This window comes from Erythrobacter sp. (assembly GCF_023653175.1).
Lineage (GTDB): Bacteria > Pseudomonadota > Alphaproteobacteria > Sphingomonadales > Sphingomonadaceae > Erythrobacter.
Window position 1 is genome coordinate 18,798 of sequence record NZ_JAMNXL010000016.1, and the last position, 16,640, is coordinate 35,437.

General features: G+C 60.9%; 14 protein-coding genes. 11 read left to right on the forward strand and 3 right to left on the reverse strand.

Going from position 1 to position 16,640, the window contains the following annotated elements; translation table 11 throughout:
- Positions 1-36 precede the first annotated feature (36 nt).
- A complete protein-coding gene (locus NBV68_RS03710; RefSeq protein WP_296307325.1) occupies positions 37-579 on the reverse strand; it encodes a helix-turn-helix transcriptional regulator in 543 nt (180 codons plus the stop codon).
- Here NBV68_RS03710 and NBV68_RS03715 point away from each other — a divergent pair.
- The 4 genes from NBV68_RS03715 (at position 563) to NBV68_RS03730 (ending at position 8,776) form a co-directional block, all read left to right on the forward strand.
- Positions 563-1,054: a hypothetical protein gene (locus tag NBV68_RS03715; protein ID WP_296307327.1), complete on the forward strand. Its 492-nt coding sequence runs from the start codon at positions 563-565 to the stop codon at positions 1,052-1,054. The two genes, NBV68_RS03710 and NBV68_RS03715, sit on opposite strands and share 17 nt — an antisense overlap.
- Before the next feature lie 196 nt (positions 1,055-1,250).
- A complete protein-coding gene (locus NBV68_RS03720; protein ID WP_366067474.1) occupies positions 1,251-2,171 on the forward strand; it encodes an IS1595 family transposase in 921 nt (306 codons plus the stop codon).
- Positions 2,171-2,374: a hypothetical protein gene (locus tag NBV68_RS03725; RefSeq protein WP_296307329.1), complete on the forward strand. Its 204-nt coding sequence runs from the start codon at positions 2,171-2,173 to the stop codon at positions 2,372-2,374. The genes NBV68_RS03720 and NBV68_RS03725 overlap by 1 nt, the downstream gene beginning before the upstream one ends.
- Positions 2,375-2,662: 288 nt before the next feature.
- A complete protein-coding gene (locus tag NBV68_RS03730) occupies positions 2,663-8,776 on the forward strand; it encodes a DUF3320 domain-containing protein (RefSeq protein ID WP_296307331.1) in 6,114 nt (2,037 codons plus the stop codon).
- Between the two features lie 732 nt (positions 8,777-9,508).
- On the opposite strand, the gene NBV68_RS03735 is transcribed toward NBV68_RS03730, so the two are convergent.
- Positions 9,509-10,261 (reverse strand): glutaredoxin, encoded by a 753-nt coding sequence (locus NBV68_RS03735; RefSeq protein WP_296307333.1) that lies wholly within the window; start codon positions 10,259-10,261, stop codon positions 9,509-9,511.
- Between the two features lie 80 nt (positions 10,262-10,341).
- Between NBV68_RS03735 and NBV68_RS03740 the strand changes: the two genes are divergently transcribed.
- Genes NBV68_RS03740 through NBV68_RS03770 form a run of 7 tightly spaced genes read left to right on the forward strand, consistent with a single transcriptional unit; the run spans position 10,342 to position 15,064 of the window.
- On the forward strand, positions 10,342-10,749 hold the full coding sequence (locus NBV68_RS03740) for a MerR family transcriptional regulator (RefSeq protein WP_296307335.1): 408 nt from the start codon (positions 10,342-10,344) through the stop codon (positions 10,747-10,749).
- 47 nt (positions 10,750-10,796) lie between these two features.
- Positions 10,797-11,054 carry a hypothetical protein gene (locus tag NBV68_RS03745; RefSeq protein WP_296307337.1) on the forward strand — a complete coding sequence of 86 codons (258 nt, stop codon included), beginning with the start codon at positions 10,797-10,799 and terminating at the stop codon, positions 11,052-11,054.
- A complete protein-coding gene (locus NBV68_RS03750) occupies positions 11,051-11,488 on the forward strand; it encodes a periplasmic heavy metal sensor (protein ID WP_296307339.1) in 438 nt (145 codons plus the stop codon). Before NBV68_RS03745 ends, NBV68_RS03750 begins: the two co-directional genes overlap by 4 nt.
- Positions 11,485-12,039 (forward strand): RNA polymerase sigma factor, encoded by a 555-nt coding sequence (locus tag NBV68_RS03755; RefSeq protein ID WP_296307341.1) that lies wholly within the window; start codon positions 11,485-11,487, stop codon positions 12,037-12,039. Before NBV68_RS03750 ends, NBV68_RS03755 begins: the two co-directional genes overlap by 4 nt.
- A 23-nt stretch (positions 12,040-12,062) precedes the next feature.
- Positions 12,063-13,790 carry a copper resistance system multicopper oxidase gene (locus tag NBV68_RS03760; protein WP_296307343.1) on the forward strand — a complete coding sequence of 576 codons (1,728 nt, stop codon included), beginning with the start codon at positions 12,063-12,065 and terminating at the stop codon, positions 13,788-13,790.
- On the forward strand, positions 13,787-14,662 hold the full coding sequence (locus NBV68_RS03765) for a copper resistance protein B (protein WP_296307345.1): 876 nt from the start codon (positions 13,787-13,789) through the stop codon (positions 14,660-14,662). Before NBV68_RS03760 ends, NBV68_RS03765 begins: the two co-directional genes overlap by 4 nt.
- Before the next feature lie 21 nt (positions 14,663-14,683).
- Positions 14,684-15,064 (forward strand): copper resistance protein CopC, encoded by a 381-nt coding sequence (locus tag NBV68_RS03770; protein ID WP_296307347.1) that lies wholly within the window; start codon positions 14,684-14,686, stop codon positions 15,062-15,064.
- Between the two features lie 989 nt (positions 15,065-16,053).
- Here NBV68_RS03770 and NBV68_RS03775 read toward each other — a convergent pair.
- A partial coding sequence (locus NBV68_RS03775; RefSeq protein WP_296307349.1) for a S8 family serine peptidase occupies positions 16,054-16,640 on the reverse strand: 587 nt, incomplete at its 5' end.

Below are 16,640 nucleotides of genomic sequence, written 5' to 3' on the forward strand. Positions count from 1 at the left end.
GGCTTATCGTGTCGGTTCCCTCCGAGTTGGGCCGCCTCAGCGCGTCAGCGACATAGCAATGTCGCGATTTGCGAGGTCGTCGATATGCCGGGACAGTAGCTTGGCAACGAGCTGCGAGGTGCCGGTAGCCCAGCGCGGCCTCAGGTAGTCGACCCGGCGCCCGAGGGTACGATCGAGTTGCCCCGGCAAGCTGATGATGAATTCATCGAGAAATTCCCCCATTTCGCGGTGCATCCATTCACAGGCCAGCACTTCCTCTCCAGCCAATGTCAGCACGATTATGGCATGGGGCGAAACACTGCAGACCTCGAGAAAACGGACAGCGCGATCAATGCTGATGGCGCGCTCACCGCGCATGACCTTCAGCATGGTTTCGCGGTGGATCCCGACCTCATTGGCGATCTGGTGCTTCGGCTTGAGAGCGCTTCCGATGCGCGGTCCATGTCCGACCCGAGCCAGCGACAACATTGCTTGCGCTTCGGCAACTCCCCTGCGCCCTTTGGCGGTGTTATGGCGCAATTGCACCAAGCGATAAGTGCCTGGCGCCGCTATATTCCCCAGCATGGGAAAGACGAACATCAAGTACGGCTTGGAGCGCAAGATCGCTCAGGCGCTGGGCGAGCTTGCGGCCGCACAGAAAGAGATTGCTCAGATTCAGGCAGGGCTCAAGCGGATGATCTCGCTCCGTGAGAAGGTCCGCGAGCAGCAATCACTGATTGCCGCTGCGGAGACGATCCTGAGGCTCGATGACGCGAGTTGGTCTGGCAGCCACATCAAGCCGGCGCGCAAGGGAAGTTGGTCCAGCCCTTTCCCATCTGGCGATCTCGGCATGTCAGCCTTGGCCGTCCTGCGCGAAGCGAGCGAGTGGTTGCGTGCCCGTGAGATCGCCGAGCGGATGCTTTCCAAGATCGGGCACGATGTCCATGACAAGGACACGCTTGATCGGACTGCCAACAGCGTCACCACCTACCTGAAAAAATATGAAGGTGAGTTGGTCGAATCGCGACGCGACTATCCGAAGGAGTGGAGGGTGATTCGCAAGATCGGGAACTAATCTGAGAAAGTAATCCGAGAATAACAGATTGGTTAACGCGGGAAGCCGCATAAATCTGCCGAAACTTATCTGAGAAAATAAACCTCTTGCCTTTGGTTGTGACTGTGTATTCTTCCTTCGCTGCGAACGCGCAAAGGAGGTTACGTCGCAGCATTTTCTTCTCTCGCCAAAGGCAAGGACGCTTAGCTTTAGGCGTATCCATGGCCTTTCTGACGATGAGGCTTATGCCGAATTCGTCGCCCTCCGCTTTGCGGAGAACAATGGCGAGCCCTTCTGCCCCAAATGCGGCAGCACACACCTCTATCAGATTTCTTCGCGCCGGCGGTGGAAGTGCGCGGACAAGTCTTGCCGAGCAAGCTTCTCCGCTACATCGGGCACCGTATTCCAAGACCGCAAGCTCTCGTACAAGAGTTTGCTGCTCGTGGTTGCGCATTTCGTCGTGAAAGCGAAAGGCATTTCTGCGATCGAACTGAGCCAAGATGCTGAAATTCACTACAAGAGCGCTTTCGTCATCGCCCACAAGCTTCGTGAGGTAGTTACTGCGCATCAGTCCAGCTTCCGCTTAAGCGGCGAGGTAGAGATCGATGCGATGCATTGCGGCGGATACATCAAGCCCGGAACTGATAATCCCGCACGCCGCAACCGCCGTAAGCTCAACCGGAACAAGGACAAGGCAAAAGTCGTGATGGTGGCTCGCGAGCGGCACGGGCGCTCGCGCGCATTCATGGTGCCCCATGAGAGCAAGATGCCCGACATTCTGCCGAACGTGGTGGAGGAGGGATCGTTTATCTTCTCCGACTCATTTAGCGGCTCATCCAAGATCGGAGCGCGCTACCAAGCATTCAGGGTCAATCACTCGAAGCAGTATGCTGACGGGTGGATTTCCACCAATCATGCCGAGTCCTTCTTTTCCCGGCTTCGACGCGTAGAGCTTGGTACACACCACAAGATCGCAGGACCCTACACGCTCTTTTACGCCAACGACGCGTGCTGGCGCGAAGACAATCGCAGAACCGACACTGGGACGCGATACTCGAAGGTGGTCGCGCTTGGATGCAAGCATCCGGTGTCACGGCTTTGGAAGGGCTACTGGCAGCGCCGGAAGGAGGCGGCTTGATGACCCTCTACCTGATACATTTGCAGGGACAGCGGGAGCCAATCCACGTCGAGCTTGATTGCCCCAGCGTCGATCATCTGGCCGAGTTGGCCGCTCAATCTCGCTTTCTCATTGGTCATCTGGTCTCGGTGGACGAGCAAGGCTGTAACCCCAGGGTTATGATCGCAGCCGGACGTATTTCGTGCGCCATTGAGATGAGTTAGCGACCAAATTGACGACATTCTTTCCAGCTAAGTTTTTTGCTCAATTATCACTTCACAGTGACGATGGCCCAACCGTTCAAAATGCTGGTCATACAAAACGCCAGAGCTGACGGTAGGGAAATTGCCCTGTTCCTCGTCATTCCTCCTCGCGAGGTGATCGTTCAAAAACGGACGTGCTCGCCAATAGGTCTCAAATGCCCGGTCCGGTAATTATCCTGGAAAGAGCATGAGGAGACTGGACTCATTGATGCGGAATGCCTTTTTATGGCTCCGAACAGGGAGATATTGATGGCGACCGATCCGATTCGCACCGACGGCGACGCCGCGACTTCGGTGTTCAATGGTGATCTCCCCGTTCGTGACAAGCTTGAGCGGGCACGGACCGAGTTGCTTGACCTTTCTGCACGCAACCGTCTGCTGAACATGCCGCGCAGCGCCAAGGGGGCAAAGTCCGTTGCGATTGTCGACGAGCTTAGCGTCGAAGTCTTCAGGTTGCTGGCGGTAGAGGGAAGGCCGTTCACCTTTCTGCCGGGACGGGCAGACGGCGCGGAAAAAGATCAGGAACAAGAGGATGAGAGCGCTGGCGAAAAAATCGCTGGCCTTGACCAACCCGAGGACGATGCCACCGACGAACGCGGTGTCGCACAGCGCCATTCCGACACCAAGCTCCAGACTCGCCTGACCCCTTCCGGGCTGCAGAAGCGGCTGCTCGAGCTTTATTTCGATGCGCGCACGCTTGAGGAAGAACAGGGCGTCAACATTCTCTACCTCGCCCTCGGGGCGCTGAAGTGGATCGATCCGCAGAACGCTGCGAACATTCGCTATGCTCCGCTGATCCTGGTCCCTGTCGCGCTTGAACGCGGCAACGCCGCTGAAAAATTCAAATTGCGGGTGCGGCAGGAGGAATATGCATCCAATCTTTCGCTCGAAGCATTTCTGGACCGGGTCCATGGCATCAAGCTGCCCGCCTTCGAAGCAGATGATGGTTTCGATCCCGTCGCCTACTTCCGGGAAGTAGGCGACGCGGTCTCCAGCAAAACTGGCTGGGAAGTCTTGCCGAATGAAATTGTCCTTGGCTTTTTCTCCTTCGCAAAATTCCTGATGTATCGTGATCTTGATCCGGACACTTGGCCAAAGGGACGGTCGCTGCTTGACCGCGATCTGGTCTTGGGCCTGCTGCAGGACGGTTTCGAAGGCGGGGACGACATGATCCCCGAGGATGCCAACATCGATCGGCACATCGCGCCAGCGGACATGATGCATATCGTCGATAGCGACGGCAGCCAGGCGCTGGCTGTCCACGAGGTGAGACGTGGACGCAACATGGTCATTCAGGGCCCTCCTGGAACCGGGAAGAGCCAGACCATCGCTAACATCATCGCCTCGGCCATTGGCGACGGAAAGCGGGTGTTGTTCGTCGCAGAAAAGATGGCGGCGCTCGAGGTCGTCAAGCGCCGGCTCGATGCAACCGGTGTCGGCGATGCTTGTCTTGAGCTCCACAGCAACAAGGCAAACAAGCGGGCTGTCCTGGAGGAATTGCGCCGCACCTGGGAACTTGGACCGCCCAAGCGGAACGATGTCGGCAGTCTTTATGCAAGACTGACGGAAGCCCGAGACGCTTTGAATTCGCACGCGGCGCGCATGCATGAACCGCATCCGATTGCCTCCCTCACCCCGTTCCAGGCCATTGGCCAGTTGAGCAGGTTGAAGCTGGATGGGGTCAGGCCGAACGACATTGCACTCGGCGCTCCCGCCTCGTGGTCGAAGGATGAGTTCGAGGAGCGGCGAAACGTTGTTTCGGAACTCGTCGAGAAGGTTGAAATCGTAGGCACCCCGTCGGCACATCCTTGGCGCGGCGTTTCCCTCACCTCCATTCTTCCAAATGATGCCGACAGGTTGATCAGCCGATTTTCAGATCAGGCGGAACGCCTCAGATTGATTTGCGAGGAAGCAGGTAACATCGCCTCTGCTCTTGAGCGGAGCGCCCCGGAAGCCCTTGCCGATCTCGACAGTCTTGTTGAAATCTCGGCTCGAATTGCCCAAGCTCCTGCCGTCGGCTCGGCGGCTCTTGCGGCCGCCTGCTGGGACAACAAGCAGCCGATCATCGAAATTGTGGCGATCGGCCGCCTCCTCCATGCGCTGCGTGCTGACATTGCAGATGTACTGGCTGAAGGCGGGTGGGAGCGAGATCCCGTTTCGGTCATTGATGCGCTTGCTCCACTGCCAGAAGCAATGGATGCCGCCAGCCTTGCTCTATTCACGCAGTTGTCCGAGGCGCTTCCTTCCTTGATCTCGGAAGTTGAACGGCTGGCCAATGCGATCGGCCGCGAAACGCCAGAAACGCTTGACCAGGTCCGTGATCTGGTCGCGGTCGCCGAAAAGGTTGCCTCGGCACCTGATGCCGATCCGGAAGCATTTGCAGCGGACCTTTGGAACACTGGCGTAGAGCGAGCCGCCGAACTGGCGCGGGCTGTTTCCGACCTCGAAAAAGCAAGAGACCGTATCGGAGATGGTCTCACCGAGGCTGCATGGGATTTGGATCTTGCGCAGGCGCGGGCCACCCTTGCATCGCATGGCGCGGGATTCTTCCGGTTCCTGAACAGCGACTGGCGACAGGCAAGCCGGCTGGTTCGCTCAGTCCTTGCCAACCCGCGTGCTTCGCTGGAAGAGACGCTTGGTCTGCTGGATGCTCTTGGGAAAGGGCGCAAGGCAATCGCCAAAATCACGGCAGCGGACGAATTCGGCGCGCAAGCGTTTGGCTCACACTGGCGTGGAGAAGCGTCGTCGAGCGCGCCCATGGCCGCGCTGGTGGAGTGGATGCGTTCGCTCGGAGCACTTGGCGCCGAACCGCGTCTGATTGCCTCGCGCAAACCCAATCGGGATGACGTCAGTGATCGGGTCGCCGTTACATCGCGGCTTGCTGAACGAATGGACGGCCTTTTGCGATCCGCATGGGCCAGCTTCAGCGCGGACGTTCCGCAACAGCTCGCTGGTGTCGCTGGTCCGTCATCTGCTTCACTGTCTCTGCTCCTGGATTTTGCCCGCCAGCTCGACAAGGCGAGGCAGGGAGCGGGAGCCATCCTCAACGCCATGCCTGAAACGATCGGAAGTCTGAGGCAAACACTGGAAAAACTCGCTGATGCGCAAAAGGCAAGTGCGGGTCTCGAGAGCGCTGATGAACTAGGCGCACTTGCTTTTGGTTCACTTTGGCGAGGTGCAGGTTCGGACTGGCAGACGCTCGGCGATGCAGTCGCCTGGTTCGATGAGAATGGCGATCTGCGGCATGTTGCAAGCAGGATCGAGGATCCTGACAACGTAGCCAGCAGAGCAGGAACGTTGGTGGTTGAACGCGAAGCACTGTCAGAGCAGATTTCGCAGACGCTCGCCCCGCTCGGCCTTTCTCCGCAGGTCACCTTTGGCCTTGCTGAACTCAGCCAGGTTCCGCTCGGGGACCTCACATATCGTCTTGCCGAGTGGAGCACATCCGGGGAAGAGCTTTATCAATGGGTTGCCTATCGCGATCGCGCTGCACGTGGCCGCGAGCTCGGATGCAGTGAGGTTGTCGCCCGGCTCGAGGATGGCCGGCTCGAACCACAGGAAACGCTGGCTGCCTTTGAAATGGCCTATTTTGAGGCGCTTTATGCCGACATGGTAGACCGTGATCCCGAGCTGGGGCGGTTTGATGGCCACCAGCACGGGCGCCTAGCACGCAATTTTGCCGATATGGACCTGCAGCGCATTTCCGTCGCCAGCTACGAGGTCGCCCGCAAGCATCATGAAGCAGTCCCAGCGCGTGATGGCGGCTCGGTCGGCCCGCTTGGTGTCCTCAGATCGGAAATGAACAGGAAGCGTGGCCATATGCCCATCAGGAAGCTGATGGAGCGAGCGGCTCCGGCCATTCAGGCACTGAAGCCAGTCTTCATGATGAGCCCGCTCTCTGTCGCCCAGTTCCTGACCCCCGGCGTGTTCGACTTCGACCTTCTGGTGATGGACGAGGCCAGCCAGATCCAGCCGGTTGATGCGCTCGGGGCCGTGGCGCGGGCAAAACAAGTGGTTGTGGTTGGTGACCCCAAACAGCTTCCGCCTACCGCATTTTTCTCGAAGCTCACGAGCGGCGGTGACGAGGATGAGGATGACGACGGCGCTGGACGGGTTGCCGATATCGAAAGCATTCTGGGGCTGTTCACCGCCCGGGGTCTGCCAACGCGGATGTTGCGCTGGCATTACCGCAGCAAGCACCAATCGCTCATAGCCGTGAGCAACAGGCAGTTTTACGAGAACAAACTGTTCATCGTCCCAAGCCCCTACACCGCTGAAGCGGGAATGGGTTTGCGCTTCCATCATGTCCGGGATGGTCTGTTCGATGCAGGCGGCACAAGAACAAATCAGGTCGAGGCACGTATCGTCGCCAAGGCGATCGTCGAGCACGCAAAAGCCAATCCACATCTGTCGCTGGGTGTGGCAGCATTCTCTGCAGCGCAGCGCCGCGCCATCCTCGACCAATTGGAATTGCTCCGCCGGAGCCTGCCGGGCGAGGTGGAAGCGTTTTTCCAGGCCCACCCGGCCGAACCCTTCTTCGTCAAGAACCTTGAAAACGTTCAAGGCGACGAGCGCGATGTGATCTTCATCTCGGTGGGTTACGGCCCGACGACGCCGGGCGGCCGGGTGCCGATGCGATTTGGTCCGCTTGGGACAGACGGCGGCGAACGGCGCCTCAACGTGCTGATCAGCCGTGCCAAGCAACGCTGTGAAGTTTTCGCCTCAATGACCGATGAGGACATTGATCCCGATTTTGCCCAGTCCCGAAAGGGCGTTTTTGCGTTCCGGATGTTCCTGCACTTCGCCCGCACGGGCCGGATGACATTGGCCGAAAGCACGGGACGCGATCACGATAGTGTGTTCGAGGAGCAGGTCGCAAAGGGGCTGCAGCAGCGGGGTTATCAGGTTCATCGTCAGGTGGGGCTCGCGGGCTTTTTCATCGATCTCGCGGTTGCCGACGCCGATCACCCCGGACGTTACCTGATCGGAATCGAGTGCGACGGGGCCGCCTATCATGACTCACGTTCCGCCCGTGATCGTGACAGACTTCGCCAGTCAGTTCTGGAGAGCCATGGTTGGACTATTGCCCGGGTATGGAGCACGGACTGGCTTCAGCGTCCTGGCCAGGAGATCGAGCGTCTCGTCGCGCTGATTGAGTCCGCGAAGAACGAAGCTGCGAATTCTGGCGGGCGTGTAGGAAATGCTGTGCCCTATGAGATCGTAACGATCGAACGTGACGATGTGACCGAAATTGGGATCGAAGCTGCCTCTTTTGGAGCTGCTTCGTCCGCCTATGTTGAAGCCGACACGGCAGTGCCCGGACATTTTTCCTGCGATCTGCACGAGGCACCTCGTGGCATTCTGGCTGCGATCGCTGAGGAGGTCGTTGCAATCGAGGGACCGGTTCATCTCGACGAGATTGTCGCGAGGATCCGCGCTGCCTGGGGCCTGAAGCGAGCAGGAGCCAGAATCCAGCAGGCCGTTGCCGCAGCTGTCGACATTCCGGTCCAATCCGGCCGTCTGGAGAGGAAGGGCGACTTCATCACCGTGCCAGGCCGGATTGCTTCGGTTCGTGACAGGTCAGAGGTGAGTTCAACCACACTGCGGAAGCCTGAAATGTTGCCGCCCGAGGAGATCGAGCGCGCGATCCTTGACGTCGTGGCGGCGAATTATGGAGCGACCGACGAACAAGTTGCACTGTCGGTATCGCGGCTGCTGGGCTTCAAGGCCACCAGTAGCCAGCTCCGCACGATCATTGACGAGGTGGTGGCAGGTTCTCTTGCAAAGGAGTGGCTTGTCCGCCGGGATGGCCTTCTGATCATTGGTGACGAGGCACCTGCGGTTAGCCCTCGCCCGGTTGAACCGCCGCCACTGGCCCGGTTGATCGAGGAAGGCGAGCATGAGCGGCTCGAGTTCAAGGAGACCCTGCGCTGGGACGTCAAGCAGGATCAGCCCAACAAGAAGCTCGAGGACATTGTCGTCAAGACGATCGCCGGCTTTTCCAACCGGTCGGGCGGCACTCTGCTCATCGGGGTCACCGATTTCGGTGAGGTAGCGGGCCTTGCCCGGGATTATGAATGCCTAGGCGGCAACCGGGACAAATTCGAGTTACACCTGACGAACTTAATCGGCAATCATTTCGGCCAAGCTGCACGTGCCTCCCGGATCAAGATATCCTTTCCTCGGTACCAAGACGTCGAAGTCTGCCGGATCGATGTCGAGGAGGCGCGAAATGCCACGTTTGTTTCCGTCGCCGACCGCAATGGCAACCTTGCAGAGCGCTTTTTCGTCCGTTCCGGCAACTCAACACAGGAGCTCTCGCCGAGCGAGACTGCCAGATACATTCGGGAGCATTACGGCTAGGTCGGGAGATACGTGGATCGAGGGCGCTCTGCTTACTGTAGTGTCCGCAGTCCATGCCCGATGTGCAAAGCATGGTGCAATTGCGCCATAATACCGCCCTTTGGGGGTATCACGAGCAAGTTGAACCGTTCAGCGATACCCCCCAAAATACCCCCACACATTCGTGCAAAGTTCGATTTTCGGATCGGGAGCCGTTAACCCAACTACTTCGAAAATGTGCAATTTCAGTGAGTAAGCACCGATACTTAAAGCGGAAACTCAAAGCCGTTCGAGTCCCACTTTGCAAATTTTTATCGTTTATTTTCAGTATTTTATTTCTCTGGTAGCGGAGGAGAGACATTGAGATAACATCCAAGCAATTGATTTAGATCGAGACCTCAGGCTGCCACCTTCATGATACCCCCATCGATACCCCCACTTTTAGCAATGCGGCATCGTGACGAATTGACGAGACGAACGGTCAACTGCGGACCACCAGCAGTTCATTTGATCGCCTCCGAAGCCGCAGTTGGACGGTTTGCCGAATGGCGGGTTCCAGGCGGCTGATGCGTGAAGCTGCAGGCCGATAATCCACTCGGCATCGCGCGTTCGCGCACCAGAGCCGGTCTTTCGTCGCCGAGAAAACAACCGCCTAGCCGCTCAAGAAGCCGCGATGCTGCTTTTGGGACCGCGATTGGACGCAGCCCTTGAACGATGATGATGGGTGGAATGCAGCGCGGCGGCTTTCGGCACCTAAACGGCCAATCTCGCCGACATCCACAATGCCATCGCGACCATCATCACGTTCTCGGTCAGAGAAATTAAGCCGAGCGGCACGTTGCTGTCACCGCCGACGCAGGCGCACTTCAGCTCGCGCCGGTCAATGTAGACCGCCTTGAAGACCGATACGGCACCGACCGTCCCGATGAACAACGCCACCGGGATCGACAGCCAGTGAAGTGCACCGGCCACCATCAGCACCCCCGCAAGGCCTTCGGCATAGGGATAGATCGTCCCGTAAGGCACCCAGCGCTGCGCGAGCAGATCGTAATTCAGGAACATGGTCGCAAACTTGTCGACATTCTGAAGCTTGAGCAGCGCAAGCACACACATGCTGAAGGCAATGAACCATTCGGCCACCCGGATGCTGAGCATGGTGCCGTCCACCGCATAGCCCGCCGCCATCGCCATCACCGCAGTCATGAAGAAAAGGGCGATGACCGGGCGGTAGGACGTCGCGTGGGCATCCGCAACCTTGAGGCCGAGGAAGCGGCGCAGATCATCATGCCCCCCGACCCGATGCCCGCCGATGAAGGTCTGCGGGGTGGTGGCGACACCATGCTCGGCCTTGAAGGCGTCCACTTCGGCGCGGGTTGTCAGGTGCCGGTCGCGCACGGTGTAGCCGCGGGATTTAAGCAGGTGCTTGGCCTTCAAGCCATAGGGGCAGACGTGATCGGGCATCACCATGCGATACAGCTCGGCCGTCGCGGGCGCAGAATGGGACATCAGCACTGCCGATTTCCTTTGAATCGTTTGCAATGCCATCGCTATAAATTCCGTACCATGGTACGGAATCAAGTGAGTTTATGAAAATTGGTGACCTGGCCCGCGCGGGCGGCGTGAATGTCGAGACGGTCCGATACTACCAGCGGCGCCGGCTGCTGGCAGAGCCGCCGCGCGGTGATGGACCGCGCCGTTATGGCCGCGACGATCTCGAGCGGCTGCGCTCGATTCGGGCGGCGCAGACCGCCGGGTTCACGCTCGACGAGATAGCCACGTTGCTCGCCCTCGACAGCGCAGACCGGTCCGCGGCTCAGGCCTTGGCCCAGTGCCGCATTGACGCGCTCGACGCCAAGATCGCCACCTTGCAGACCATGCGCAGCGCGCTCCTTCGCCTTGCGCAAGCCTGCGCGGCGGGCGAAACGGGGCCGTGCCCGATCATCGCCGCCTTCAACCCTGAAACGGCGGGGACATTGATTCAGGCAGGCCGGTAAGGGGTTTTCCGCGCGCCCGCGTATATGCGGTGGGCAGGAGAAGTATAATGGACCTCGATAGCAATCTTGCGCGGCTGGCTGGCGCACCGGTGCCCGATCTTTCCGCGATCGACGGGGCCGCGCTTGCCGTGCGGGCGCGGGCCGAGGCGCGGCAGGCGCGCGGCACGCTGGCCGCGGCGATGGCGGCTGCGTTGGGGATCGGAATCGTGGGCGGCATGCAGTCCCCGGCGCAGGCCGAAGCGCCGATGGCAGCCTTTGGCCCGGAACTCTCGCTCACCCCCTTGATCGCGCTGGGGCGGGAATGACCGGCCGCCGGATTGCCATCCTCGCCGCTCTGGTGATCGCGCTGGCGCTGGTGGGCGTCTGGCTGGGACGCCTGATCCAGCCCACCCCGCACCACAGCGGGGCAGAGCTGCATGCGTTGATGCATGACAGGCTCGAACTCGATGACGCGCAGGAACGCGCGCTCGCCGCGCTGGAGCGCGATTTTGCGGCGAAGCGCGCTGAGCTCGAAGCGCGGCTGAAGGCCGACAACACCCGGCTGGCCGAGGCGATCGCCGCCGAACACCAGTATGGCCCACGTGTTTCGGCTGCGGTCGATGCCACCCACATGGCCATGGGCGAGCTCCAGAAGGCGACGCTCGAACATGTTTTTGCGATGCGCGCTATCCTGCGTCCCGAACAGCAGGCCAAGTTTGATGCGGCAATCGCCGAAAGCCTCGCCCAAACCGGCAAGTGAATAGCGACGATCCGGATGCAGCGCTGGTGCGCGGGGCGCTGGCGGGGGAGCAACAGGCGGCGCGCCAGCTGGTCGAACGGCACCGCGAGGCAGTCTATCGCCTCACCCGCAGCGCGACGGGCGATGCGGATGAGGCTTTCGACGTCACGCAGGACACCTTCGTTGCCGCGTTTGCCGCGCTCCATCGCTACGATCCGGCGCGGCCGTTCAGAGGATGGATCGCCGCGATTGCGCTGAACAAGTGCCGCGACCATGCGCGCCGCCGCGCCGTGCGCCGCTTTCTCGGGATGCCCATGCCCGATAATGCTGCCGACTGGATTGCCGAAGACGCGCCGTCGACCGAAGCAATCGCCGCCGACCGCGCCGCACTGGCCGCCACCGCCCGCGCCATCGCCGCGCTGCCGGCGAGCCTCAAGGATGTGCTGATTCTGCGCACCATCGAGGGGCTGAGCCAGGAGGAGACCGCCACCGCGCTCGGCATCAGCGGCAAGGCCGTCGAGACACGGCTCTACCGCGCACGGCAGAAACTGGGACAGGCCGTGAGGGGATAAGCGTCGCCGCGCGTATAGGGGGCATGACCTCTCCCGTTCTCACCCGCCGACGCCTGCTTGCCGGAGCGGGCGCCGCTTCGGCCTTTGCGGCGCTGCCCGCATGGGCGCAGGGCCACTCCATGCACGGCATAAAGGGCGGCGCGCCAATCCGCGTCGGCTTCGATCAGGTTTCTGGGGCGGTGATCGACCTGTCGGTGGGCCATGGCCCGCGCATGGTGCAGGGCCGCAAGGGCCATGGCATCGCGGTCAACGGCTCGGTGCCGGGGCCGCTGATCCGACTGCGCGAAGGCCAGAACGTCCGCCTCAACGTTACCAACACCCTCGCCGAGGACACCTCGATCCACTGGCACGGGCTCCTGGTGCCGTTTCACATGGACGGGGTGCCGGGGATCAGCTTTCCGGGGATCAAGCCGGGGCAGACCTTCACCTACGAATTCCCCGTCCGCCAGTCAGGCACATACTGGTATCACTCGCATTCCGGCCTTCAGGAGCAGCAGGGGCATTACGGCCCGCTGATCATCGATCCCTCGGAAAGCGCGCCTGCGGCATGTGATCGCGATTACATCCTGCTCCTGAGCGAGTTCACCCCGCTGCACCCGCACAAGATCATGGACCGGCTGCGCAAAGGCGAGGGCTATTTCAACTACCAGCAGACCAGCTGGGCCGATGAATACCCGCTCACCGCCGCAGACCGCCGGATGTGGGCGCAAATGCGGATGCCTGCGACCGACATCGCGGATGTGACCGGATCAACCTACACCTACCTCGCCAACGGGCGCGGGCCGAAGGAGGGGCTGGAATATCTGTTCAGCGCTGGCGAGCGCATCCGGCTGCGGATCATCAACGGCTCGGCGATGACCTTCTTCAACCTGCGGATCCCGGGCCTGCCGATGACGGTGATCGCCGCAGATGGCCAGAACGTGAAGCCGGTGGAGGTGGACGAGTTTCAGATCGGCACGGCCGAAACCTATGACGTGATCGTGGAGCCCTCCGCCGAAGCCCACACCATCGTCGCTGAAAGCATGGACCGGTCGGGCATGGCGCTGGCGACGCTCGCCAGCCGCCCCGGCGCGCGCGCGCCGATCCCTCCGCCGAGGAAGCCCCCGCTGCTCGACATGGGCGACATGGGGATGAACCACGGGGACATGGGCGGCGCGCACAGCGGCGGCTCGCACAGCATGGAGGGCATGAAGATGCGCGACACGCTGCTGCTGCCGCCCGATGTGAAGCTTGGCCCCGGCATCGACATGGTCTCCATGGCCCCGGTCGACAAGCTTGGCGATCCCGGCCTCGGCCTGCGCGATGTGGAGCACCGGGTGCTCACCTACCGGATGCTGTCAGCACTTGAGCCCAATCGCGATACGCGCAAGCCGTCGCGGCTGCTGGAGCTCCACCTTACCGGTAACATGGAGCGCTACATGTGGTCCTTCGACGGCGAGATGTACTCCGCTGTCAGCGATGTGCCGATCCGCTTTGCTTGGAACGAGCGGGTGCGGGTCAAGCTCGTCAACAACACCATGATGGCGCACCCGATCCACCTGCACGGGATGTTCTTCGAGCTGGTCAATGGCGAGGATGCCGCGCATCAGCCGCGCAAGAATATCGTGATCGTCCAGCCGGGCGCCAGCGCGCAGTTCGATCTGACCGCCGATGAGCCCGGCGACTGGGCGTTTCACTGCCATCTGCTGTACCACATGCATGGCGGGATGATGCAGACCGTGACGGTCATGGGGCCGGAGCAGGCCCTGTGAAGACCGCTCTGTCTTTTTTCACGCTGCTGGCCGCATCGCCGCTCGCCGCGCAAGACCCACACGCCGGGCACGATATGGGCGATATGGACAAGCCAGCGTCCCCCGCGTCCGCCTCCCCCGGCCCGACTATGGAAACCCCGCCGCCCGCCGCCGCGGGCAGCGGCCCGCCGCGCGCTGCCGACGCGATCTGGGGCGCTGACGCCATGGCCGCCTCGCGCGAAGACCTGCGCCGCACCCATGGCGATTTTCCGGTGTTCTGGTTCCAGGGCGACCGTTTGGAAGCCCAGGTGCGCCAGGGTGAAGACCTCTATCTGTGGGACATTCAGGGCTATTACGGCGGCCCGACCGAGCGGCTGTGGTTCAAGTCCGAAGGCGAGGGGGAATTCGGCTCCAGCCCCGAGGATGCCGAAGTGCAGGCGCTCTATGCCAAGGCCTTCGCACCGTTCTGGGACGTGCAGGCGGGTATCCGCCACGACATCGCCGGGCCCGACACCACCCACGCCGTTATCGGCGTGCAGGGCCTTGCGCCCTACATGTTCGAGGTGGATGCGGCGCTGTTCGTCTCGCAACGCGGCGATCTGACGGCCCGGATCGAAGCCGAGATCGACCAGCGCATCACCCAGCGCCTGATCCTCCAACCCCGCATCGAAGCCAATCTGGCAGCGCAGGACATTCCCTTGCTGGGCATTGGCGCAGGGCTCGACCAGATCGAGATCGGCGCGCGGCTGCGCTACGAAGTCGCCCGCGAATTCGCGCCCTATATCGGCTTCGCGCAAGCATGGCGCACCGGCAATGGCGCAGACTTCGCGCGCGCCCGCGGTGAAGACCCCTCGGCCACCAGCCTTATCGCGGGCATCCGTTTCTGGTTCTGACAACACGAAGGAGACTTCCTCATGCGTATCCCAGTTATCCTTGCCGCCCTCGCCCTGACCGCGCTCACCCCCTCAGCGCTACTGGCTCACGTCACGCTGGCAGACTCCACTCCGGCGGCAGGCAGCGAAATCAAGGCACCAAAGGTCATCTTGCTGACCTTCAGCATGCCTGTCGATCAGACGACGGCCGCCGCCAGCATCATCATGACCGCCATGCCCGGCATGGCGAACCACGGCGAGATGCCGATCCGCAACTTCACCGCAAGCTGGTCTGCCGATGGCAAGACAATGACCCTCACACTGAAGAAGCCGCTCCCCACCGGTACTTACGAAGTGCGTTGGCTGGCCGCAGCGGGCGATGGTCACGCCATGAACGGTACGGTCAACTTCGAGGTCAGCTGACACCTGCCTTCGTTGTCCAAAAGCGATCTTCACCTTCGACGCCTCATCGCCATCGCGGGTCCGACCGATCAGTTTTCCATGCTCTGTGCGAGTTGAGGATGCTTCAGCGCCCACACGCATTTGGATGCTTCGCCAGCGCTATCTTCGCTGCATGACGACCTGGCGGTTTCGGCCGAACCGGTCGGTTGGGCAAACAGCGCTGATTGGCGGCATTAGGGGGTATCGCAAGCCAGCCCAGCCGTTCAGCGATACCCCCAAAATACCCCCACACATTCGTGCAAGGGTCGATTTCCGGATCGGGAACCGTTAACCCAGCCACTTCGAAAATGTGCAATTTCAGTGAGTAAGCGCCGAAACTTAAAGCGGAAGCTCGAAGCCGTTCGAGTCCCACTTTGCAAATTTTTATCGTTTATTTTCAGTAATTTATTTCTGTGGTAGCGGAGGAGGGACATTTAGTGAACAAATAAGCAATTGAATTAGAGGGATAACTCAGTCTTTGACCCTCATAATACCCCCTTCAATACCCCACATTTTGGAGTGCGATAAGGTGGCTATAAGACAGGACGAACGGTCGATCGCGCACAATCAGCCCTTCCCCTCATCGTCTCGAACTCCTCAACCGGACTGCTTTTCGAATGACGGGTTCCAAGCGGAGAGATACAGCAAGGTGCCGTCCGATCCTCCACTTAGCTTCGACTGCTCGCGACCCAGACCCAGTCCTTCACGAAGCCCGCGTCAAACTTCTGGTTGTGCTTGAAGCCGCCATACCGTTTCCACGGCAGCGCATCGTCCCCACTAGCGATCAAGGCCGGGTGGCCATCGCAATGGCCGACTTTGTCGAGCTGACTGCTAAAATCACGCAATGATTAACTCGAAGTCCACGTGGCTGTGCGTCCAGAACTCGGCACCTTGCTGCGTGAGCCACAATGCGCGATGCTTGCGCTTTCACGGGAGCCAGTGCCCGGTCATTTCCGGACGATAGACCGCTTCTAGGCCCTGTTCCGACAGCTGTCGGGCGCGCGCACGAGTCCGTTGCCAAAGACGGGGTCATGCCCTTTCGCGCCGAGGTCTCGGACGTTCCGAGACAGGCCGGACCTAATCTGATCGGGATTTGGGCTGCCTGCAATCTTCGGATCAGCAGCGATCCGCATGGTCACAAATGGCGCGGCAAAGCTGGTACCGGAAACAAAGGCCCTGCCGGCCGGCTGCGGCAGCGCGATGTCCACGCCAGGGGCGCTGAAATCGACGCGGTTGCCGCGCACCGCAGCGCGATAGATCTGGTGATTGGCGTCAATCGCCGTCACCGCGATGGTCGAAGCAAAGGCCGCCGGGTAGCGCACCGGGCCTTCAGGCCCGCTGTTCCCGACGGGGGCCACGATCACTACACCCGCGCGGGCCGCGTTCCCGATCGCCCGGTCGAGGATCTTGTTGTAGGGGCCAGCGAGACTGACATTGATCAGCCGCACCTTGTTCTGCATCAGCCAATCCATGCCGCGCAGCAGCGCATCGACGCTGGCTGCATCGCCCAAACGGGTGCCGGGTGACACGACATCGGCATGGAAGATGCGCGGTGATC

Excerpts from the sequence above, each read along its gene's own strand:
- NBV68_RS03715 (WP_296307327.1), top strand. The coding sequence starts at position 563 with ATGGGAAAGACGAACATCAAGTACGGCTTGGAGCGCAAGATCGCTCAG.
- NBV68_RS03710 (WP_296307325.1), bottom strand. The coding sequence starts at position 579 with ATGTTCGTCTTTCCCATGCTGGGGAATATAGCGGCGCCAGGCACTTAT.
- NBV68_RS03725 (WP_296307329.1), top strand. The coding sequence starts at position 2,171 with ATGACCCTCTACCTGATACATTTGCAGGGACAGCGGGAGCCAATCCAC.
- NBV68_RS03730 (WP_296307331.1), top strand. The coding sequence starts at position 2,663 with ATGGCGACCGATCCGATTCGCACCGACGGCGACGCCGCGACTTCGGTG.
- NBV68_RS03735 (WP_296307333.1), bottom strand. The coding sequence starts at position 10,261 with ATGTCCCATTCTGCGCCCGCGACGGCCGAGCTGTATCGCATGGTGATG.
- NBV68_RS03740 (WP_296307335.1), top strand. The coding sequence starts at position 10,342 with ATGAAAATTGGTGACCTGGCCCGCGCGGGCGGCGTGAATGTCGAGACG.
- NBV68_RS03745 (WP_296307337.1), top strand. The coding sequence starts at position 10,797 with ATGGACCTCGATAGCAATCTTGCGCGGCTGGCTGGCGCACCGGTGCCC.
- NBV68_RS03750 (WP_296307339.1), top strand. The coding sequence starts at position 11,051 with ATGACCGGCCGCCGGATTGCCATCCTCGCCGCTCTGGTGATCGCGCTG.
- NBV68_RS03760 (WP_296307343.1), top strand. The coding sequence starts at position 12,063 with ATGACCTCTCCCGTTCTCACCCGCCGACGCCTGCTTGCCGGAGCGGGC.
- NBV68_RS03770 (WP_296307347.1), top strand. The coding sequence starts at position 14,684 with ATGCGTATCCCAGTTATCCTTGCCGCCCTCGCCCTGACCGCGCTCACC.